This is a genomic window from Inquilinus limosus (assembly GCF_051487185.1).
Classification (GTDB): Bacteria; Pseudomonadota; Alphaproteobacteria; order DSM-16000; family Inquilinaceae; genus Inquilinus; species Inquilinus limosus_F.
This window is the reverse complement of the sequence record NZ_JAHVDK010000055.1, coordinates 1-19,322: the sequence shown is the minus strand read 5'-3', so window position 1 is coordinate 19,322 and position 19,322 is coordinate 1. Positions and strand designations below refer to the sequence as shown.

The following is a 19,322-nucleotide window of genomic DNA, read 5'->3' as shown; positions in this document are numbered from 1 at the left end:
AGCGCGCGGAAGTTCTCGATGATGCCGTTGTGCACGATCGCCACCCGGTCGGTCGCGTGCGGATGGGCGTTGCTCTCGCTCGGCCGGCCATGCGTCGCCCAGCGGGTGTGGCCGATGCCGATGGTGCCGTCGATCGGCGCCTCGTCCAGGCGCCGTTCCAGGTTCACCAGCTTGCCCTCGGCCCGGCGGCGCTCGATCCGCCCCGCCACCAGGGTGGCGATGCCGGCCGAGTCATAGCCGCGATACTCCAGCCGCTTCAGCGCCTCGACCAGCCGCGACGCCACCGGCCGGGTCCCGACGATGCCGACGATCCCGCACATCAGCCCTTCTCCTGCTCGCGCCGAGCCTTCTCGGCCTTCTTCTTCTCGCGATAGCGCGGCGCCCAGCCGGGCTTCTCCTCCTGCCGGGCGCGGCCGATCGCCAGCGCATCCGGGGCCACGTCGCGGGTGATGACGCTGCCGGCGGCGATGTTGGAGCGGTCGCCGACCGTGACCGGTGCCACCAGCACGGTGTCGGAGCCGACGAAGACATCGGCGCCGATGCTGGTCTTGAACTTGTTGTAGCCGTCGTAGTTCGAGACGATGGTGCCGGCGCCGATATTGGTCTTCTCGCCGACCGAGACGTCGCCGAGATAGGACAGGTGATTGGCCTTGGCGCCGGCCGCGAGATCGGCCGCCTTCAGCTCGACGAAATTGCCGATATGCGCCCCCTCGCCCACCACCGTGGTCGGCCGCATCCGGGCGAAGGGCCCGATGCGGGCGCCGGAGCGGATCGTCGCCCCCTCGATGTGGCAGAAGCCCAGAATCTCGACCCGGTCCTCGATGGTGACGCCGGGGCCGAAGAAGGTCGACGGCCCGATCACCACGTCGCGCCCGACCTTGGTGTCAACCGAGAACCAGACGGTCTTCGGGTCGATCAGCGTCGCGCCCTCGATCATGGCGCGGCGGCGCAGCCGGTCCTGCAGGATCGCTTCGGCCTCGGCCAGCTCGACCCTGGAATTGATGCCCATCACCTCGGCCGGATCGCCCTCGACCACGCTGCAGGCCCAGCCGCGGGCGCGGGCGGCGGCCACCGTGTCGGTCAGGAAGAACTCGCCCTTGGCGTTGTCGGACTTGAGGTCCGCGATCAGCTCGGGCAGGCGGCGGCCGTCGAAGGTCATGATGCCGGCGTTGCACAGGCCGATCTGGCGCTCGAACTCGCTGGCCTCGGAGAATTCGACGATGCGGTCGAGGCCGCCGTCGCCGGTCAGCACCAGCCGGCCGTACTGGGCCGGGTCGGCCGGGCGCATGCCGAGCACGACCACGGCGGGATCCTCGGCGGCGCGCCGGGCCTCGATCAGCCGCTCCAGCGTGGCGGGCGACAGCAGCGGCGTGTCGCCGAACAGCACGATGACGTCGCCCTGGAAGCCCTCGATCGCCGGCAGCGCCGCGCGCACCGCGTCGCCGGTGCCGAGCTGCGCCGGCTGCACCACGGTCGGAACCGGGGCGACGCTCTTGGCGACCGCCTCCATCCCCGGGCCGACCACCACGACGATCCGCTCGGGCGTCAGCGCCTGGGCGGCGACGACGACATGGCCGAGCATCGACCGGCCGGCGATCTCGTGCATCACCTTGGGCCGGTCGGATTTCATCCGCGTGCCCTTGCCGGCGGCGAGGATGAGACAGGCGACAGCGCTCACGGGGCGGCAGCTCCAATGTCACGGGACAGCGTGGGTGTGGTCTGCCACGGCCGCCCGGAAAGAGAAATTCAATTATTGTTTCGGCGGGTTACGGCCTTCGGCTGAGATCAAGAGGCACCGGCCGCGATCGCCCGCAAATGCACCACGACCCGGCCCCAGGGCGACTCGCTCTCGATCCGCACCGGAACCGCCGGCAGGCCGGCGCGCGGCGAGGCCAGCCAGGTGTCGATCACCCGCCGGTCCGACACCCGCGAGCTGCGCTGGAAATACTCGGTCGGCCTCGTGGTGCGCCGCTCATCGCCAAAGTTGAAGTCGCCGACCGTCGGCGTCAGCGACAGGGTGCAGCGCTGGGCCGCGCCGCCATACATCCCCTGCCCTGCCTTCTGCAGCATCACCGTGCCGCCGTCGGTCAGGTCGGCGCGGTACAGCCGGCGGCCGTCGAACACTGGCACCTGGCCGTTGCAGGCCTCGGCACCGACACGCAGGGCCTGCAGGATCGAGACCACGCCGCTCAGCGGGTCCACCGCATTGACTAAGTGCTCGGGCGGGATGGTCTGCTCGCGCTTCGGCTTCTTGCTCGGCACGACCTCGACATCCATCCGGCCGCCGCCGAGGAAGGTGATGGTGGTGGTCCTGGCATCATCTCCGTTGATCCGCTCCACCACGTTGCGGGCCGGGCGCACCTGTGTGCCGCCCAGGGTGCCGCTCGACCGGACGTTCGAGCGCCAGTCGCTGAAGGTGGCGGCGATGCCGACGACATGGGCCGACAGGTCGACGTCGTAGCGGTCGGCCCCGAGCGACAGGCCGGACGTCACCTCGAGCATGCGCACGCCCCCGACATAGACGTCATAGGTCATCCGGGTATTGGCGTCGGCGGCGGCCGGGCCCGGCGCCGTGGCGATCAGAACACAGGCCGAGGCGGCGATGGCGGTCCGAAGCAGACGGGGCATGCGCGTCGATGTCCTCGCTGTGGCGATGGGTCGCCAGGGTGCGTGGTAACTGGGGCGCGATTGCGGCGATGTCCAAGGCGGCCGACGCGTGAGGGATGAGGCGGCTATGACCTCATGTGCACCCTACGATGTCAACGTAGTGCTCTCTGCGAGAGACGATGTCGTCTCGCCGTCGTGATGGCCAGGATACTGGGATAAGATGGTGGGCGCGACAGGGATTGAACCTGTGACCCCTCCCGTGTGAAGGGAGTGCTCTCCCGCTGAGCTACGCGCCCCCGCGTCGTCGGGGTCGCTTAAGTACGGGGCGACGTCCCGGCTGTCAAGGCCGCAATGCGGCGGCCGGATGGTCTTTTCGTCAGGCCGCCCGGCGCTGCTCGATCGCGGTCTCGACCAGGTCGACGGCGGTGCGCAGCACCTCCGGCCCTGCCCCCGGGCGATGGGCGTTCTCGGCCAGGTGGCGGCGGAAGGCGCGGGCGCCCGGCACCGCCTGGTACAGGCCGAGGATGTGGCGCGTGATCGCGCCCAGCGGCACGCCCTTCGCGCGCATCGCCTCGACATAGGGCAGGAAGCCGTCGACCGCGTCTCGGCGGCTGCGGGCGGGTGACTCGTCGCCGAACAGCCGGCGGTCGGCCTCCGCCAGCATCCAGGGGTTCTGATAGGCCTCGCGGCCGATCATCACGCCGTCGACATGGGCCAGCTGCGCCTCGGCCACATCGAGCGAGGCGATGCCGCCGTTGATGGCGATGGTGAGATACGGGAAGTCGCGCTTCAGCCGGTGCACCACCTCGTAGCGCAGCGGCGGGATCTCGCGATTCTCCTTCGGGCTCAGCCCGCTCAGCCAGGCCTTGCGGGCATGGACGATGAAGGTGTCGCAGCCGGTCTCGGCGATGGTGCCGATGAAGTCGACCAGTTCCTCATAGCTGTCGCGGTCGTCGATGCCGATGCGCGACTTGACGGTGACCGGCACGTCGCAGGCGGCGCGCATCGCCGCGACGCAGGCGGCGACGGTCTTCGGCTCGGCCATCAGGCAGGCGCCGAAGCGGCCGGACTGCACCCGGTCGCTCGGGCAGCCGACATTGATGTTGATCTCGGCATAGCCCCAATCGGCACCGATGGCGGCGGCACGGGCCATCGCCTCCGGATCGCTGCCGCCGAGCTGCAGCGCCACCGGCTGCTCGGCCTCGGAGAAGCCGAGGATGCGCTCGCGATCGCCGTGCAGCACCGCTCCGGTCGTGACCATCTCGGTGTACAGCCGGGCGCGGCGCGAGATCAGGCGCAGGAAGAACCGGCAGTGCCGGTCCGTCCAGTCCATCATCGGCGCCACGGAGAGGCGGTGCGTTTCGGCGTTCGACGTCATGACCGCAGTCTATCCAGGACGGCGCCGGGACCGAAGCCCCGGCGCGCTTTGATCACCGTCCGACGGGCCGGCGGCGCATCGGCGCCGAGCCGCCGTCATTCGCCGGCGCCGGACGGCGCTCACCGCCGTGATGCGCCGGGCGCTGGCCCTGCCCCTGGTGGCCGTGGCCATGCGGACGCTGGCCGTGCTGGCCCTGGGGACGCTGTCTATGGCCGCCATGGCCGTGCGGCCGCTGCTGGCCCTGATGACCCTGCGGGCGCTGCCCCTGGCCCTGCGGCCTGCCACGATGCTGGCGGGGGGCCGGACCGGAACCACCCTGCCGGAACGGGATGGTGGAGCGGTAGGCGTGCTCCTCCACCACCGGCACCGGCTGGCGGATCAGCTTCTCGATGTCGCGCAGATAGGCGCGCTCCTCGACGTCGCAGAAGGAGATCGCCATGCCGTCAGCCCCGGCCCGCGCGGTGCGGCCGATGCGGTGGACATAGCTCTCCGGCACGTTCGGCAGCTCGAAGTTGATCACGTGGGTGACGCCGTCGACATCGATGCCGCGGGCGGCGATGTCGGTCGCCACCAGGACCCGGACCTTGCCGTTGCGGAAGCCCAGCAGCGCGCGCTCGCGCTGGCTCTGCGACTTGTTGCCGTGGATCGCGTCGGCGACGATGCCGGCCTGGGTCAGCTGCTTGGCCACCCGGTCGGCGCCATGCTTGGTGCGGGTGAACACCAGAACCCGGCGGATGCTCTCGTCGTCGCGCAGGATCTCGGTCAGCAGGGCGCGCTTGTCGTCCTTCTCGACGAACATGACCCGCTGGTCGATGCGCTCGGCCGTGGTCGCGACCGGCGCGACCTCGACCCGAACCGGGTCGGTCAGCAGACGGCCGGCCAGGTCGGAGATGTCGGTCGGCATGGTGGCGGAGAAGAACAGGCTCTGCCGCTGCGCCGGCAGGGTCGCGACGATCTTCCGGATGGCGTGGATGAAGCCCATGTCGAGCATCTGGTCGGCCTCGTCGAGGACGAAGACGTCGAGCTCGTTGAGGCGGATCGCACCTTGCGACATCAGGTCGAGCAACCGGCCGGGGGTGGCGACCAGGACGTCGACGCCCTGCGCCATGGTGCGGATCTGCGGGCCCATGCCGACGCCGCCGAACACGGTGGTGCGGGTCAGGGGCAGATGGCGGCCATAGACACGGAAGCTCTCGGCGATCTGGCTCGCCAGCTCGCGGGTCGGGCTCAGCACCAGGGCACGGCAGCCGCGGCGCGGCGCGGTGCGCCGGTCGGCCATCAGCCGGTGCAGGATCGGCAGGGCGAAGGCCGCGGTCTTGCCGGTGCCGGTCTGGGCCACGCCCAGCAGGTCGCGGCCCTGCAGCAGATGCGGGATCGACTGCGCCTGGATCGGGGTGGGGGTCTCATAACCCTCGGCCGCCAGCGCCTTGAGGATCAGCGGGTTCAGGCCGAGATCGGTAAAATTGGTCAAAGGGGAACTTTCGGTAACAACGACGCCGAGCCACCGGGCCCGGTCCTTCCGGGTCGTGGCGATAAGCGCGGGGTTGACGATGACGCCCCGCGCGATCTGGGCAGTCGGATGAAGTCGATCGGGACCGACAGGACGCATCCCGGAGGGAGCGCTCACGCGATCGGTGGCCGATGGCCGCTTTGGCAGCGCCCGGAATGTCGTTGCGCGATGCAGGAAAGTCAAGGCTATTGGGCGGTTGCATTCCTGCTCTGCATGGCATGTCAGAAAATTTCGTTCGGATTTCCCGATCGTCGCCCTCCACCATCGATTTTGCTTGCGGTCGCACCTAGGCGGCGGGACCGTGATTTCATGAACGTCACCCTGCGCCAGATCGCCTATTTCACCGCGGTGGCCGAGGCCGGGTCGGTCTCCGGCGGCGCCGCGGCGGTCGGCATCTCGCAATCGGCGATCACCGACGCGCTCAAGGCGCTGGAGGAGCAGACCGGCGCGCGGCTGTTCGAGCGCCATGCCCGCGGCGTCATCCTGACCTATCCCGGCCATCAGTTCCTGCGCCACGCCCGCACCATCCTGGCGGCGGTGGCCGACGCCCAGAACGCGCTGCGGACCCTGCCCGAGGCGGTGCAGGGCACGCTGCCGCTCGGCGTCACCGCCATGGTCTCCGGGTATTTCCTGGCCGACCTGCTGGCCCGGTTCCGCCGCGTGTTTCCGAACGTCGCGGTCGAGGTGATCGAGGAGGAGCGGACCTATATCGAGCACCTGATGATCAATGGCGAGATCGCGGTCGCGGTGATGATCGTCTCGACGCTGGAGAACCGCGACGCGCTGGAGAGCGAGATCCTGGTCCGCTCCGAGAGCCGGCTATGGCTGCCGCCGGACCACCGCTTCATGGGGCGTGAGGCGATCCCGCTGGCCGAGATCGTCGACGAGCCGCTGATCGCGCTGGCGGTCGACGAGATTGTCGAGGCCAGCGACCTGTTCTGGCGCGCCGCCGGGCTGATCCCGAAGCGGGTCCTGCGCACTGCCTCGGTCGAGGCGGTGCGCAGCCTGGTGGCGACCGGCGCCGGCGTCGCCATCCTGCCCGACATGGCCTACCGCCCCTGGTCGCTGGAGGGCGACCGGATCGAGGCGCGGCCGATCGCCGATCCGCTGCCGACCCTCGATGTCGGCGTGGTCTGGCGCCGCGGCTCGCCCCTCTCCGCCCCTGCCGAGACCTTCATCCAGGTGGCCCGCACCCACCCGGCGCCGCGCCTGCGGTCGCTGTAGCGTCTCGTCAGTCGGCCAGCCCCATCACGAAGGCGATCGCCACGTTCAACCGCGCGATCTCGGCGGGCGACAGCTGGCCGATCTTCCGGCCAATGCGCTCGCGCCGTACCGTCACCGGCTTGTCGACCATGATCTGCGATCGGACCCGTAGTCCATTCCCGGCCTCAGGTTCGACTGTCACGCGAAAATCCGGTGCGTCGACAATGTCCGAAGTCATCTGGCAGACGATCACCGAGGCGTGCTCGGCTGGGAACGCGTCGGTTTGCACGATCACGGCCGGTCGTGGCTTGCCGTAGTCGCCCGATGCAGCCACGGTGACGACATCACCTCGACGCATCGGTATCGAATTCGGACACGGCTTCGATCCACGCCAGCGCATCGTCTTCGCTGGCGCGGTCCAACGCCGCCACCTGCTTTGCGATGCGGGCCCGGACGAGAGCCGTCCGGGCATCTGGGACGCTCAGGCGAATGTCGCGGAGGCCCCTCGCCCGCCGCCGCTGGCGCATCGCCTTCATCCGCTCCGCCGCGGTCATGCCATTCCTCCGCCGTCGTCACGCGTGACGTAGTGTAACGCGCGACAGGCGTCAGCACCAGCGGTGAGGTGAAGCCATCGATTTTCCCGATAACAAAACAGGATATTTCATATTTCTCGGGGTCCCGGCAACGGACCTACCATTCTCCTCAACAACAGACCAAACGGGGAGAACGAGATGGGACCGCAGCTTCGCCGGATCCTGGCCCTGGGCAGCGCCCTCGCCGTGATCGGCACCACCACCCTGGCCGGCGCCGCGCCGCTGACCGAGATCGGGCCGGGCGAAGGCCAGGTCGATATCGTCGCCTGGGCCGGCTATATCGAGCGCGGCGAGACCGACAAGGCCTATGACTGGGTGACCGGCTTCGAGAAGGAGACCGGCTGCAAGGTCAATGTCAAGGTCGCCGGCACCTCGGACGAGATGGTGGCGCTGATGAACGAGGGCGGCTTCGACCTCGTCACCGCCTCCGGCGACGCCAGCCTGCGCCTGATCTACGGAAAGCGGGTGCAGGAGATCAACACCGAGCTGATCCCCGGCTGGAAGACGATCGATCCGAGGCTGCAGAACGCGCCCTGGTTCACCGTCGACGGCAAGCATTACGGCGTGCCCTACCAATGGGGCCCGAACGTGCTGGCCTACAACACCGAGGTGTTCAAGGAGCCGCCGAAGAGCTGGAGCGTGGTGTTCGAGCCGACCACCCTGCCCGACGGCAAGCCGAACAAGGGCCGCATCGAGGCCTATGACGGGCCGATCTACATCGCCGATGCGGCGCTGTATCTGATGAAGGCGAAGCCAGAGCTGGGGATCAAAGATCCCTATCAATTGAACGAGGCCCAGTACAAGGCGGCGCTCGACCTGCTGCGCGGCCAGCGGCAGCTGGTGATGCGCTACTGGCACGACGCCATGGCCCAGGTCGACGACTTCGTCAACGAGGGCGTCGTCGCCTCCTCGACCTGGCCGTTCCAGGTCAACCTGCTGAAGTCGCAGAACAAGCCGGTGGCCAGCGTGATCCCGGAGGAAGGGGCGACGGGCTGGGCCGACACCACCATGCTGCATGTCGACGCGGCGCATCCGAACTGCGCCTACAAATGGCTGCAGCATTCGTTGAACCCGAAGCTGCAGGGCGACCTCGCCGCCTGGTTCGGCTCGGTGCCGGTGGTGCCCGATGCCTGCAAGGGCAACGAGCTGCTCGGCGCCGAGGGCTGCAAGACCAACGGCTTCGACAATTTCGAGAAGATCCACTTCTGGACCACGCCGCGCCAGCAATGCGAGGCCCATCCGGAAGAGGGCTGCGTGCCCTATCTGCGCTGGACCACGGACTACATCGCGATCCTGGGCGGGCGGTAGGCCGCGCCCGCCCCCGCCCCCTCACCCTCCCGGCCCTGACGGGCCGGGCCCCTCCCTCTCCCCAAGGAGAGGGAATTGGATTGCGGCTCTCTTCACCTCTCCTTGGGGAGAGGTCGAAATCGCGCAGCGATTTCGGGTGAGGGGGTGACCGGCCCCGCCGCTTCACGTCTGTTTCTCATCTAGGCACGGCACCCATGACCGACCGCAGCACCGCCGTCCGCTTCGACCATATCAGCCGCCATTTCGGTTCGGTGCGGGCGGTGGACGATGTCAGTTTCGAGATCCGCGACGGCGAGTTCTTCTCCATGCTCGGGCCCTCCGGCTCGGGCAAGACCACCTGCCTGCGCCTGATCGCCGGCTTCGAGCAGCCCACATCGGGCCGCCTGCTGCTGCACGGCCGCGACGTCTCGACCACCCCGCCCTATGACCGGGACGTCAACACCGTGTTCCAGGACTACGCCCTGTTCCCGCATATGAGCGTGTGGGAGAACGTGGCCTACGGCCTGATGATCCGGCGCGTGCCGAAGGCGGAGCGGCGGCGGCGGGCCGAGGAGATGCTGGCGATGGTCAAGCTCGGCGATGTCGGCGAGCGCCGACCGTCGCAGCTCTCGGGCGGGCAGCGCCAGCGCGTCGCCCTCGCCCGCGCCCTGGTCAACCGGCCCTCGGTGCTGCTGCTGGACGAGCCGCTCGGCGCCCTCGACCTCAAGCTGCGCGAGGCGATGCAGGAGGAGCTGAAAGCGCTGCAGCGCCAGGTCGGCATCACCTTCGTCTACGTCACCCACGACCAGGGCGAGGCCCTGGCGATGAGCGACCGGGTGGCGGTGTTCAACCGCGGCCGGGTCGAGCAGATCGACACGCCCGCCGCGATCTACGACCGGCCGGCCACCGCCTTCGTCGCCGGCTTCGTCGGCGCGTCCAACATGGTCGACGCCGCCACCGCCGAGAAGCTGACGGGCCAGGCCCGGCCCTTCGCGCTGCGGCCGGAGCGCATCCGGATCCTCAGCGACGGCCAGGCCGCGCCCGCAGGTGCGGTCGAGGTGGCCGGCACGGTCGACGGCGTCAGCTTCCTCGGCGCCACCACCCGCTACCGCGTGGCGCTGGCCCCCGGCGGCGCCGTCGACGTGGTCGAAGCCAACCTCGACGCCGCGCCCAAGGCGCCCGGGCAGGCGGTGCGGCTGGCCTGGCGGCGCGACCACGCCCACCCGCTGGCGCCCCACCCACCAGAGGGTGCCGCGGCATGACCATGGCCGTCCCCCTCCCTGCCCCCGCGGCGGACGGCTTCGGTCGGCGCGCGGCGCGGATCCTGTACCGCAACGGCTGGCTGCTGCTGATCCTGCTGCTGACGCCGCCGCTGCTGTGGCTCGGCGTGGTCTATCTCGGGTCGCTGTTCGCCCTGCTGCTGCAGAGCTTCTATTCGGTCGACGGCTTCACCGGGATGGTCGTCCCGGAATTCACCCTGTCGACCTATGCCGACCTGCTCACCGCCGCCAATCTGGACATCGTGCTGCGCACGGTGCTGATGGCCGCCGCGGTTACCATCTTATGCGCGCTGATCGGCTTCCCGATCGCCTATTACGCCGCGCGCTACGCCCGCGGCCGGGCCAAGGCGGCCTTCTACATCGCGATCATGCTGCCGCTGTGGTCGAGCTATCTGGTCAAGGTCTATGCCTGGAAGCTGATACTGGCCCGCGAGGGCGTGATCACCTGGCTGGCGGCCGAGCTGCACCTGACCTGGCTGCTGGACGGCATCCTGGCCCTGCCGGTGGTCGGCGGCCCGTCGCTGTCCAGCGCCTATATCGGCACCGCCGTGGTCTTCGTCTACATCTGGCTGCCCTATATGATCCTGCCAGTGCAGGCGGCGCTGGAGCGGGTGCCGCGGTCGCTGACCGAGGCCTCGGCCGATCTCGGCGCCCGGCCGGCCCAGACCTTCCGCACCGTGATCCTGCCGCTGGCCTTCCCCGGCGTGGTCGCGGGGTCGATCTTCACCTTCTCGCTGACCCTCGGCGACTACATCATCCCCGGCATCATCGGCTCCTCCCGCCCCTTCATCGGCCAGGTGGTGCTGCAGCTGCAGGGCACCGCCGGCAACGTGCCGCTGGCCGCCGCCTTCACCGTCGTGCCGATCGTGATCATGGCCATCTATCTGACGGCGGCGAAACGTCTGGGGGCCTTCGATGCGCTTTGACGGCAAAGTGACCGCCGGCACCGGCGCGCCGCTCGGCCTGCGCCTGATGGCCCTCGGCGGCCTCTTGTTCCTGCATGTGCCGCTGCTGTTCATCCTGCTCTACGCCTTCTCCAGCGACGAGAAGACCTTCCAGTTCCCGCCGCCCGGCCTGACGCTGCAATGGTTCAGCGTCGCCTGGCTGGACCGGCCGGACATTTGGGCGGCGCTGTGGCTGTCGGTGAAGGTCGCGGCGCTGGCGACGGCGCTGGCCATCGTGCTGGGCACCTGCGCCGCCGCCGCGGTCTGGCGCAGCCGCTTCTTCGGGCGGGAGTCGCTGTCGCTCCTGATCATCCTGCCGATCGCGCTGCCCGGCATCATCACCGGCATCGCCCTGCGCTCGGCCTATGCCCTGATGGAGATCCCGTTCAGCGTCTGGACCATCATCATCGGCCATGCCACCTTCTGCATCGTCGTCGTCTACAACAACGTTCTGGCCCGGTTCCGGCGCACCTCCGGCTCGCTCATCGAAGCGTCGATGGATCTCGGCGCCGACGGGTTCCAGACCTTTCGCCACGTGGTGCTGCCGAACATCGCCACGGCGCTGCTCGCCGGCGGCATGCTGGCCTTCGCCCTCAGCTTCGACGAGGTGATCGTCACCACCTTCACCGCCGGCCAGCAGCAGACCCTGCCGATCTGGATGCTGACCGAGCTGATCAAGCCGCGGCAGCGGCCGGTGACCAACGTCGTCGCGATCATCGTCATCGCCGTCACCGTCCTGCCGATCCTCGGCGCCTACTATCTCACCCGCGACACCCACGACTTCTCCGGCTCCGGCAAGTAAGACCGGACCGCCCTGAAGGGAGAGCATCCATGGATATCGAGCTTCTGATCGACGGCGCCTTCGCGAAGGGCGAAGGCCAGGCCGAGCAGGTGCTGAACCCGGCGACCGGCAGGCTGATCGTCGAGGTGCCGGAGGCCTCGCAGGCCCAACTAAACGCCGCCGTTTCCGCCGCCGCCCGCGCCTTCGAAAGCTGGTCGCTGACCACCCCGGCCCAGCGCGCCGCGCGTCTCTTGAAGCTGGCCGACGCCATCGAGCGTGCGGCCGAGGCCTTCGCCCACCTCGAATCGCTGAACTGCGGCAAGCCCTATGCCCGGGTGCTGGAAGACGAGATGCCGGCGATCATCGACACCTTCCGCTTCTTCGCCGGCGCCACGCGCTGCCTGACCGGCTCGGCCGCTGGCGAATACGTCGCCAACCACACCAGCATGATCCGGCGCGACCCGATCGGCGTGGTCGGGTCGATCGCGCCCTGGAACTACCCGCTGATGATGCTGGCCTGGAAGATCGCCCCGGCGCTCGCCGCCGGCAACACGGTGGTGATGAAGCCGTCGGAGCAGACGCCGCTGACCGCGCTGAAGCTGGCCCGCACCCTGGCCGAGATCTTCCCGAAGGGCGTGATCAACATCGTCGCCGGCCGGGGCGAGACCGTCGGCTCCGCCCTCACCGCCCATCCGCAGGTGCGGATGGTGTCGCTGACCGGCGACATCGCCACCGGCCAGAAGGTGCTGCAGGCAGCGGCGAAGAGCCTGAAGCGCACCCATCTCGAGCTCGGCGGCAAGGCGCCGGTGCTGGTGTTCGACGATGCCGACCTCGACGCTGTGGTGGCGGGCGTGCGTGCCGGCGGCTTCTACAATGCCGGGCAGGACTGCACCGCCGCCTGCCGCGTCTATGCCGGGCCGAAGATCTACGACCGTCTGGTGGCCGACCTGGCGGGCGCCATCGCCAGCCTGAAATACGGCGCGCCCGACGATGCGGCGACCGAGCTGGGGCCGCTGATCAGCGAGCGCCAGCGCGACCGGGTGGCCAGCTTCGTCGAGCGCGCGGCCGCCCAGAAGCACACCGAGATCGTGACCGGCGGCGGCAAGGCTGAGGGCGACGGCTTCTTCTTCAAGCCGACCCTGGTGGCCGGGGCGCTGCAGAGCGACGAGGTCGTGCGCAAGGAGGTGTTCGGGCCGGTCGTCTCCGTCACCCGCTTCGACGACCCGGACGCCGCCATCACCTGGGCCAATGACAGCGACTACGGCCTCGCCTCCTCGGTCTGGACGTCCAGCGTGAAGACCGCGCTGAAGACCTCGGCCCGGCTGCAATATGGCTGCGTCTGGGTGAACGCGCATTTCACCCTGACCAGCGAGATGCCGCATGGCGGGCTGAAGATGTCCGGCTACGGCAAGGACATGTCGATGTACGGGCTGGAGGATTACACCGTCATCCGCCACGTGATGATGAATTTCGGCTGAACGGCTTCAGCCTCTTTTCACCGTCATGGCGAGCCCCGAAGGGGCGTGGCCATCCATATGTGGACGGCCCCTGGATGGCCACGGCGCTGCGCGCCTCGCCATGACGAAGAAAGGTCGCAGAGTCGCGGCTGGTATCAGATCGAACCCGGCTCCTGTACGCCGGACATGACGAGGCCTGTCCGGCGGCAGACTTCGTCGAGCTCGATCTCACCGTCCAGCGGATCGCCGATCTGCTCGTCGAACCATTCTCCCGCCAGAACTGCCTCTTCCAGCGTTCCGCCGGGGCGTCCGAAGCTCACCGAAAGGCGGCCCCACCGATAGCGGATGTAGAATGGGCGGCCATCGGTCAGGCGCCCCTCCCATTGGGATGGAGAGCGACTGCAGGTTTGCACGATCTCGGCGATCTGCATGGGCTCGGCCATGGCGGTCCGCTCACGTGATACCGACGCCCGAAATATTGACCCGTCATGGCGAGCCCCGAAAGGGGCGTGGCCATCCAGCGGCACCGCCCTCTGGATGGCCACGGCGCTGCGCGCCTTGCCATGACGAAACAATCAATCGCGCCAGCGGCGCGACGTCAAACCACCGCCACCCGGATCTCCCCGACGCCGTCGACATGGGCGACCATCTCGTCGCCGCGGACCACCGCGCCGACCCCAGCCGGCGTGCCGGAGAAGATCAGGTCCCCCGGCTGCAGCGCGAACAGGCCGGAGAGGTAGGAGATCATCTCTGGCACCTTCCAGATCATCTGGTTCAGGTCGCCCTCCTGCCGCCGCTGGCCGTTGACGTCGAGCCAGACGGCGCCGGCGGCGGGATGGCCGATCTCCGCCACCGTCCGGATCGGGCCGCAGGGCGCCGAATGCTCGAAGGCCTTGCCGACCTCCCAGGGCCGGCCGAGCTTCTTCGCCTCGCCCTGCAGGTCGCGCCGGGTCATGTCGAGGCCGACGGCATAGCCGAAGACGTGGTCAAGCGCCTTTTCGACCGGGATGTCGCGGCCGCCCGACTTCAGCGCCACCACCATCTCGACCTCGTGATGCACGTCCGAGGTCGCCGGCGGATAGGGGAAGCGGCCATCCGTGCGCAAATTGCCGGGGTTCTTCTGGAAGAAGAACGGCGGCTCCCGGTCCGGGTCGTGCCCCATCTCCACCGCATGCGCCGCATAGTTGCGGCCGACGCAGTAGACGCGGTGGACGGGGAACAGCCGGCCGGTGCCGAGCACGGGCAGCGCCGGGACGGGCGGCGGCGCGATGACGAACTCCGTGGCGGTCGTCCCGGGCGTGGCCATGTTCATGATTGTCGTACTCCTGCGTAATAGGCGATGCGGTGTTCGAGCCGGGAGACCAGCCCGGAGAGGAGAAGCGCGAAGGCGAAAAGGATCAGGGTCAGCGCCCAGAACTCGGCCATCAGGAAGTTGCGGGAATAGAGCTCGAACAGCGCGCCGAAGCCGATGATCGAGACCAGCAGTTGCCCGACCACCACGCCCTTGACGCCACGGATCAGCCCGACCCGGATGCCCGCCAGGATCTCCGGCAGCGCCGCCAGCAGCAGGATCCGGCTGGCCGTCTGCCAGCGCGTCGCGCCGAAGGAGCGCGCCATCTCCACCAGCGACGGCGGCACATGCCGGATGCCGGCGCGGGTGTCGAGCGCGATGATCCAGACGGCGAACAGGAAGACGGTGACCACGACGGTCGCGGTGCCCATGCCGAACAGCAGCATGATCACCGGCACCAGGGCCGAGAGCGGCGCGCTGACGAACAGGTTCACCCACATGCCGGCGAACTGGTCGACCGCCGTGAAGCGCCCCATCAGCGCGCCGAGCGGCACGCCGACGACGATGGCCAGCGCCATGCCGAGGACGAAGCTGACGACCGTGATCAGGGCGGCGTCGAGAAAGGTCCACGACGGCACGACGGTGAACAGCGCCGCCAGCACCTCGGTGAAGGGCGGGAACAGCAGAACCAGGCCGAGCCTGCCGACGATCTCCCACACGACGGCCCAGAGGATCAGCGACGCCATCATCGGGATGCGGTGGCCGAAGACGGTCATGGCGCCCTACTCCACATAGCGCCGCAGGCCGCGCCAGATGTCCTCGACCGTGTCGATATAGGCCGGGTCGCGGCGGATCTCGTCGGGCGTGCCCTGGCGCGGGATCTCCGGCACCACGATCTCCGACAACCGGCCGGGCCGCGGCGACAAAAGGACGATGCGGTCGGAGAGGTAGACCGCCTCCTCGATCGAATGGGTGACGACGATGAAGGTCTTGCGCTCCTCGCGGCACAGCGCCAGCAGGTCTTCCTGGAACTTGCGCCGGGTCTGCTCGTCGACGGCGCTGAACGGCTCGTCCATCAGCAGCACCTCGGCGTCGACCGCGAGCGCCCGGGCCAGGCCGACGCGCTGGCGCATGCCGCCGGACAGCTGGTGCGGATAGCGGTCCTCGAAGCCGGCGAGGCCGACCCGGGCGATATGGCGGCGGGCCACCTCCTCGCGCTCGGCCCTCGGCACGCCCTTCAGCTCCAGCCCGAAGGCGACGTTGCGCAGCACCGTGGCCCAGGGCATCAGGGCGAAGTCCTGGAACACGAAGGCGCGGTCCGGCCCCGGCCCGGCCACGGTCCGGCCCCGGACCAGCACCTCGCCGGCAGTCGGCTCCATCAGCCCGGCGATGATCTTCAGCAGCGTGGTCTTGCCGCAGCCGGACGGGCCGAGCAGGCTGGTCAGCTCGCCGTCGCGGAAGGCCAGGGAGATGCCGTCGAGGGCCACCACCTGCGTGCCGTAGCGCTTGACGATGCCGCGGACCTCGACCGCGGGCTCGGCCGGCTCCGCCACCACCTGGTCCCGCGGCAACGGCATGGCGGCGCTGCTCTTGCTCATGGCTGTCCTCGCTTTTCCGGCCGGAACAGGGCGACCTCGAGCCGCTGCAGCGTGCCCACGGTCACCGCGGCGAAGAGGATGATGGAGGCGATGGTCGCGTACATCTCCGGATAGTCGGCGACCGAGCGGTGATAGGTGATCAGGTCGCCGATCCCGGTCGGGGTGATCAGCAGCTCGGCCAGGACCACGCCGATGAAGCCGGCGGAGATGCCGAGCCTGAGGCCGGCGAAGATCATCGGGCTGGCGTCCGGGATCACGATCTTGCGCACGACCTGCCGCCGGGTCGCCATGAAGGACCGGGCCATGTCGACCAGCGACGGCCCGACATGGCGCACCGCCTGGTAGCTGTTCAGCACGATCACCGGCAGGGCCAGCATCACCACGGCGATGACCTTGGCGGTGAGGCCGATGCCGTAGACGAAGGTGGTCAGCGGGATCAGCGCGGCCATCGGCGCCGCCTGCATGACGATGAAGATCGGCGCCCCGGCCCATTCCAGGCTGCGGTTCAGCCCCATGGCGACGCCGCAGCCGATGCCGGCGACGGCGGAGATGACGAGCCCCAGCAGCAGCGGCTGCAGTGTGTCGACATACGCCGTCGCCAGGCTGCCATCCGCCAGCAGGCGCCAGAAGGCCGCTGCGGTGGCGCTGAAGGACGGCAGCGCGTAGTTGACCGGGATGCGGCCCGCGATCTCCCACCCGCCGCACAGCACGACAACGGAGGCGAGGCGCCAGAACAGCGGGTCGGCGGCCAGGGCGGCGAGGACGCTGCCCCTCCGCCCGGCTTCCGCGACGGCGGCACCCGTCATTTCCGGCCGACCTTGTCCAGCGCCTGGTTCAGCGGCGCGAAGGTCCAGAAATCCTCGACCTTGAGCGTGGCCGGATCGCCCTGCAGCTGGCCGGCGACCGAGTAGAAGGCGAAATCGTCCTTCACCGCCGCCTCATCGCCGCCGTTGAGCGGGTACATGCCGGCGGCGACCGCGTCCTGGTAGAAGGGCACGATCTCGGGCTCGAGCTCGGCGGGCAGGTCGGCCAGCAGCTTGTAGCTCTTGCGCAGCTCTCCGACGCTGTCCGGCTTGGCGGCGATCTCGCGCCAGGTCTTCAGCAGCTCCTCGGCCAGGGCCGTGGCCGCCTCGGTATTGGCCTCCAGGAACTCGGTGTTGGCGAAGAGCGCCTCATCAGTGGCGCTGATGTCGCCGACCTCCAGCAGCTTGAACTTGCCGCCGCCCTTCTCCTGCAGAAGCCGCCATCCGGCGGCGTCGACGATCGTCGCCTTCACCGCGCCCTGCAGCAGGGCGCCGGTGCGGACCTCCGACCCCGGCACGTAGCTGACCTTGCCGTATTTGATGCCGTTGCGCTGGGCCATCAGCATCATGATCGCCTCGGTGCCGGAGCCGCGGGAATGCACCGCCACCTCCTGGCCGTCGAGGTCCTTCCAGTCCTGGTAGAACTCGGTATTCACCACCGGATAGAAGCGCAGCGTGCTCATCTGGAAGAACAGCCGGATCGGCGCCCCGACCTTCTGCAGCAGCGCATAGGGCGTGCCGACGCCGATATCGGCCTGGCCGCTGACCACGGCCTGGGCGGCGATGTCCTCGGATTTGAAGAAGGTCAGCTCGATCGGGATGCCGCGGGCGCGGGTTCGCTCGATCGCGATCAGGAAGTTCAGGCTCTCCACGGACGGGATGTCGCCGAAGGCGATCCGGACCGGATCCGCGGCCCTGGCGGACAGCGGCATCGCCAGCAACAGGGCGAACAGGATTGCGGCGCGGCGGGTGACTCGGGTGGCAAGGCACGGCATGGCTCTCTCCTCCCTCGAACCGGCGGGCTTGCGCGCCCGCGCTTTGACCAATTTTCGAATTATTCTTTAACCAATTCACCATTGGTTAACAGATCAGCGAATTCTGGTCAATCCTCGACTTGACCGTGCCGGCCGAAACTGGGTAAGTCTAAACCAATTTGGAAATTGGTTTGACCATGTCGCTCGATCACGATCAGGGCCAAGGCGCCCTCACTCAGCTCCGCGCCTATCTGGCCCAGCAGGCCCTGCCCTCCGACGGAAGGCTGCCGCCGGAGCGCGAGCTATGCGAGACGCTCGGCATCTCCCGCGGCGAGCTGCGCAAGGGCCTCGCGGCGCTGGAGGCCGAGGGCCAGATCTGGCGCCATGTCGGTAAGGGCACCTTTCTCGGGTCGCGGCCGATCGAGGAGGTCGACGACGCCGCCGCGATCGCGTCGCGCACTTCCCCCGCCGCGGTGATGCGCGCGCGCCTTCTGATGGAGCCGCAGATCGCGCAGGAGGCGGCGCTGCACGCCTCGGCCGAGGATCTGCGCAAGATGCGTGTGGTGATCGCCAAAACCCGCACCGCGGAGAGCTGGCGGCAATACGAGACGCTCGACAATCAGCTGCACCGGCTGATCGCCGAGGCGACCCGCAACACCGTGCTGGTGGCGCTGTTCGACCTCTTGAACACGGTGCGGCGGACGGTGGTCTGGGGCCGGTTGCGCGCCGACATCCCCCGACCGCCGCCCGACCATCACAGCTTCGTCGAGCACGACGCCATCGTCGACGCGATCGCCGAGCGCGACCTGGAGGCGGCGGGCCGCGCCATGCGCCGGCATCTGCGCTCGGTCGAGCGCAACCTGCTCGAGGCGCATCACGACGATTGAATGAGGATGCCCGCGAGGACGATCGGGAAGCCGCTTGGGCGACTCTCACCGTCATCGCGAGCCTCCGCAGGAGGCGTGGCGATCCAGGCCGGCCCCGTTCATGCGGCAGGACTGGATTGCTTCGCTGCGCTCGCAATGACGATTTTGGGGTAGCCGTCCCCTGCAACCCATCACCGTCATCGCGAGGCGCGCAGCGCCGTGGCGATCCAGCCTGCCGCCGCCCGCGCCAGCCCCAGGTCGGTCGCGTTAACACAATGTGCAATTGCGTTAACTCGGCATTCTCGTTCATGATATGTTCATGACAGAGGTGCCGCCCGATCTCGACATCCAGGCGTATTGCCGCGGCCTCGCGCTGCAGCAGGTGGAGATGCTCTCGCGTCTCGCCGAGATCGGCATGCAGCTGGCCGAAGGCGCCGGCGCCCGCGCCCTCGCCGCCCAGGCCCGGGCTGCGGCCGCGCCGGCCGAAGCGTCGGAGCCGGCGGAAGCGCCGGCGTCCGCCGGCCAGGATCCCGGCCTGGACTTCGCCCGCTACGCCCATCTGGTGCGCCAGACCCTGGCCCAGCGCGCCCGCGCTGCCAAGGACCTCTGCGCCGACGACAAGGCCCGCACCGCCGCGCGCGAGGCCGGCCGCCCGGCCCGCCGCGACCGCCACCGCGACGAGGTCGAGCAGGTCCTGAAATGCATGATCTGGGACGAGGTCGAGGATCTCGACCGCTGCGAGGCCCTGTC

20 protein-coding genes, 1 tRNA gene and 1 pseudogene are annotated in these 19,322 nt (G+C 69.1%); 8 read left to right on the top strand and 14 right to left on the bottom strand.

Translation table 11 applies throughout. The annotated features are described in order from the left end of the window. The 6 genes and pseudogenes from KXR53_RS34785 to KXR53_RS34760 form a co-directional block, all read right to left on the bottom strand. A pseudogene (locus KXR53_RS34785) lies at nucleotides 1-320 on the bottom strand (glutamine--fructose-6-phosphate transaminase (isomerizing)); the annotation flags it as partial. Continuing rightward, nucleotides 320-1,678 carry a bifunctional UDP-N-acetylglucosamine diphosphorylase/glucosamine-1-phosphate N-acetyltransferase GlmU gene (gene glmU, locus KXR53_RS34780; RefSeq protein WP_437380206.1) on the bottom strand — a complete coding sequence of 453 codons (1,359 nt, stop codon included), beginning with the start codon at nucleotides 1,676-1,678 and terminating at the stop codon, nucleotides 320-322. The gene glmU and the pseudogene KXR53_RS34785, both read right to left, overlap by 1 nt. 107 nt (nucleotides 1,679-1,785) lie before the next feature. Then, a complete protein-coding gene (locus KXR53_RS34775) occupies nucleotides 1,786-2,628 on the bottom strand; it encodes a DUF3108 domain-containing protein (RefSeq protein ID WP_437380205.1) in 843 nt (280 codons plus the stop codon). 200 nt (nucleotides 2,629-2,828) lie between these two features. Further along, a tRNA-Val gene (locus tag KXR53_RS34770) sits at nucleotides 2,829-2,903 on the bottom strand. A gap of 80 nt (nucleotides 2,904-2,983) precedes the next feature. Further along, nucleotides 2,984-3,985, bottom strand: coding sequence for a tRNA dihydrouridine(20/20a) synthase DusA (gene dusA / locus KXR53_RS34765; protein WP_437380204.1), 1,002 nt, complete (start codon nucleotides 3,983-3,985; stop codon nucleotides 2,984-2,986). Nucleotides 3,986-4,037: 52 nt separating this feature from the next. Further along, nucleotides 4,038-5,456 carry a DEAD/DEAH box helicase gene (locus tag KXR53_RS34760; RefSeq protein WP_437380203.1) on the bottom strand — a complete coding sequence of 473 codons (1,419 nt, stop codon included), beginning with the start codon at nucleotides 5,454-5,456 and terminating at the stop codon, nucleotides 4,038-4,040. A 348-nt stretch (nucleotides 5,457-5,804) separates the two neighbouring features. On the opposite strand from KXR53_RS34760, the gene KXR53_RS34755 reads away from it, so the two are divergent. Further along, nucleotides 5,805-6,719, top strand: a complete 915-nt coding sequence (locus KXR53_RS34755; protein WP_437380202.1) for a LysR family transcriptional regulator — start codon at nucleotides 5,805-5,807, stop codon at nucleotides 6,717-6,719. A 7-nt stretch (nucleotides 6,720-6,726) separates the two neighbouring features. Here the strand turns inward: KXR53_RS34755 and KXR53_RS34750 are convergent, their stop codons facing one another. After that, nucleotides 6,727-7,032, bottom strand: a complete 306-nt coding sequence (locus tag KXR53_RS34750; protein WP_437380201.1) for a type II toxin-antitoxin system PemK/MazF family toxin — start codon at nucleotides 7,030-7,032, stop codon at nucleotides 6,727-6,729. A gap of 10 nt (nucleotides 7,033-7,042) precedes the next feature. Then, a complete protein-coding gene (locus tag KXR53_RS34745; protein ID WP_437380200.1) occupies nucleotides 7,043-7,252 on the bottom strand; it encodes an antitoxin MazE-like protein in 210 nt (69 codons plus the stop codon). Between the two features lie 177 nt (nucleotides 7,253-7,429). On the opposite strand from KXR53_RS34745, the gene KXR53_RS34740 reads away from it, so the two are divergent. The 5 genes from KXR53_RS34740 (at nucleotide 7,430) to KXR53_RS34720 (ending at nucleotide 13,061) form a co-directional block, all read left to right on the top strand. Continuing rightward, on the top strand, nucleotides 7,430-8,599 hold the full coding sequence (locus KXR53_RS34740; protein ID WP_437380199.1) for an ABC transporter substrate-binding protein: 1,170 nt from the start codon (nucleotides 7,430-7,432) through the stop codon (nucleotides 8,597-8,599). 194 nt (nucleotides 8,600-8,793) lie between these two features. Next, on the top strand, nucleotides 8,794-9,840 hold the full coding sequence (locus KXR53_RS34735; RefSeq protein ID WP_437380198.1) for an ABC transporter ATP-binding protein: 1,047 nt from the start codon (nucleotides 8,794-8,796) through the stop codon (nucleotides 9,838-9,840). Beyond that, entirely contained in the window at nucleotides 9,837-10,784 is a 948-nt protein-coding gene (locus tag KXR53_RS34730) for an ABC transporter permease (protein ID WP_437380197.1), read from the top strand. Before KXR53_RS34735 ends, KXR53_RS34730 begins: the two co-directional genes overlap by 4 nt. After that, on the top strand, nucleotides 10,774-11,604 hold the full coding sequence (locus KXR53_RS34725) for an ABC transporter permease (protein WP_437380196.1): 831 nt from the start codon (nucleotides 10,774-10,776) through the stop codon (nucleotides 11,602-11,604). The genes KXR53_RS34730 and KXR53_RS34725 overlap by 11 nt, the downstream gene beginning before the upstream one ends. 29 nt (nucleotides 11,605-11,633) lie before the next feature. Further along, nucleotides 11,634-13,061 carry a gamma-aminobutyraldehyde dehydrogenase gene (locus KXR53_RS34720; RefSeq protein WP_437380195.1) on the top strand — a complete coding sequence of 476 codons (1,428 nt, stop codon included), beginning with the start codon at nucleotides 11,634-11,636 and terminating at the stop codon, nucleotides 13,059-13,061. Nucleotides 13,062-13,195: 134 nt separating this feature from the next. Here the strand turns inward: KXR53_RS34720 and KXR53_RS34715 are convergent, their stop codons facing one another. The 6 genes from KXR53_RS34715 to KXR53_RS34690 all read right to left on the bottom strand — a co-directional run bounded on the left by KXR53_RS34715 (nucleotide 13,196) and on the right by KXR53_RS34690 (nucleotide 17,727). Beyond that, nucleotides 13,196-13,483 (bottom strand): hypothetical protein, encoded by a 288-nt coding sequence (locus KXR53_RS34715; protein WP_437380194.1) that lies wholly within the window; start codon nucleotides 13,481-13,483, stop codon nucleotides 13,196-13,198. A 155-nt stretch (nucleotides 13,484-13,638) separates the two neighbouring features. Beyond that, entirely contained in the window at nucleotides 13,639-14,352 is a 714-nt protein-coding gene (locus KXR53_RS34710) for a fumarylacetoacetate hydrolase family protein (protein WP_437380193.1), read from the bottom strand. Continuing rightward, a complete protein-coding gene (locus KXR53_RS34705; protein ID WP_437380192.1) occupies nucleotides 14,349-15,107 on the bottom strand; it encodes an ABC transporter permease in 759 nt (252 codons plus the stop codon). The genes KXR53_RS34710 and KXR53_RS34705 overlap by 4 nt, the downstream gene beginning before the upstream one ends. 6 nt (nucleotides 15,108-15,113) lie before the next feature. Then, nucleotides 15,114-15,929, bottom strand: a complete 816-nt coding sequence (locus KXR53_RS34700; RefSeq protein ID WP_437380191.1) for an ABC transporter ATP-binding protein — start codon at nucleotides 15,927-15,929, stop codon at nucleotides 15,114-15,116. Beyond that, nucleotides 15,926-16,735: an ABC transporter permease gene (locus tag KXR53_RS34695; RefSeq protein WP_437380190.1), complete on the bottom strand. Its 810-nt coding sequence runs from the start codon at nucleotides 16,733-16,735 to the stop codon at nucleotides 15,926-15,928. Before KXR53_RS34695 ends, KXR53_RS34700 begins: the two co-directional genes overlap by 4 nt. Then, nucleotides 16,732-17,727, bottom strand: coding sequence for an ABC transporter substrate-binding protein (locus KXR53_RS34690; RefSeq protein WP_437380189.1), 996 nt, complete (start codon nucleotides 17,725-17,727; stop codon nucleotides 16,732-16,734). The genes KXR53_RS34695 and KXR53_RS34690 overlap by 4 nt, the downstream gene beginning before the upstream one ends. Before the next feature lie 176 nt (nucleotides 17,728-17,903). Between KXR53_RS34690 and KXR53_RS34685 the strand changes: the two genes are divergently transcribed. Next, on the top strand, nucleotides 17,904-18,593 hold the full coding sequence (locus tag KXR53_RS34685) for a FadR/GntR family transcriptional regulator (protein ID WP_437380207.1): 690 nt from the start codon (nucleotides 17,904-17,906) through the stop codon (nucleotides 18,591-18,593). A 298-nt stretch (nucleotides 18,594-18,891) separates the two neighbouring features. After that, a partial coding sequence (locus KXR53_RS34680) for a hypothetical protein (protein ID WP_437380188.1) occupies nucleotides 18,892-19,322 on the top strand: 431 nt, incomplete at its 3' end.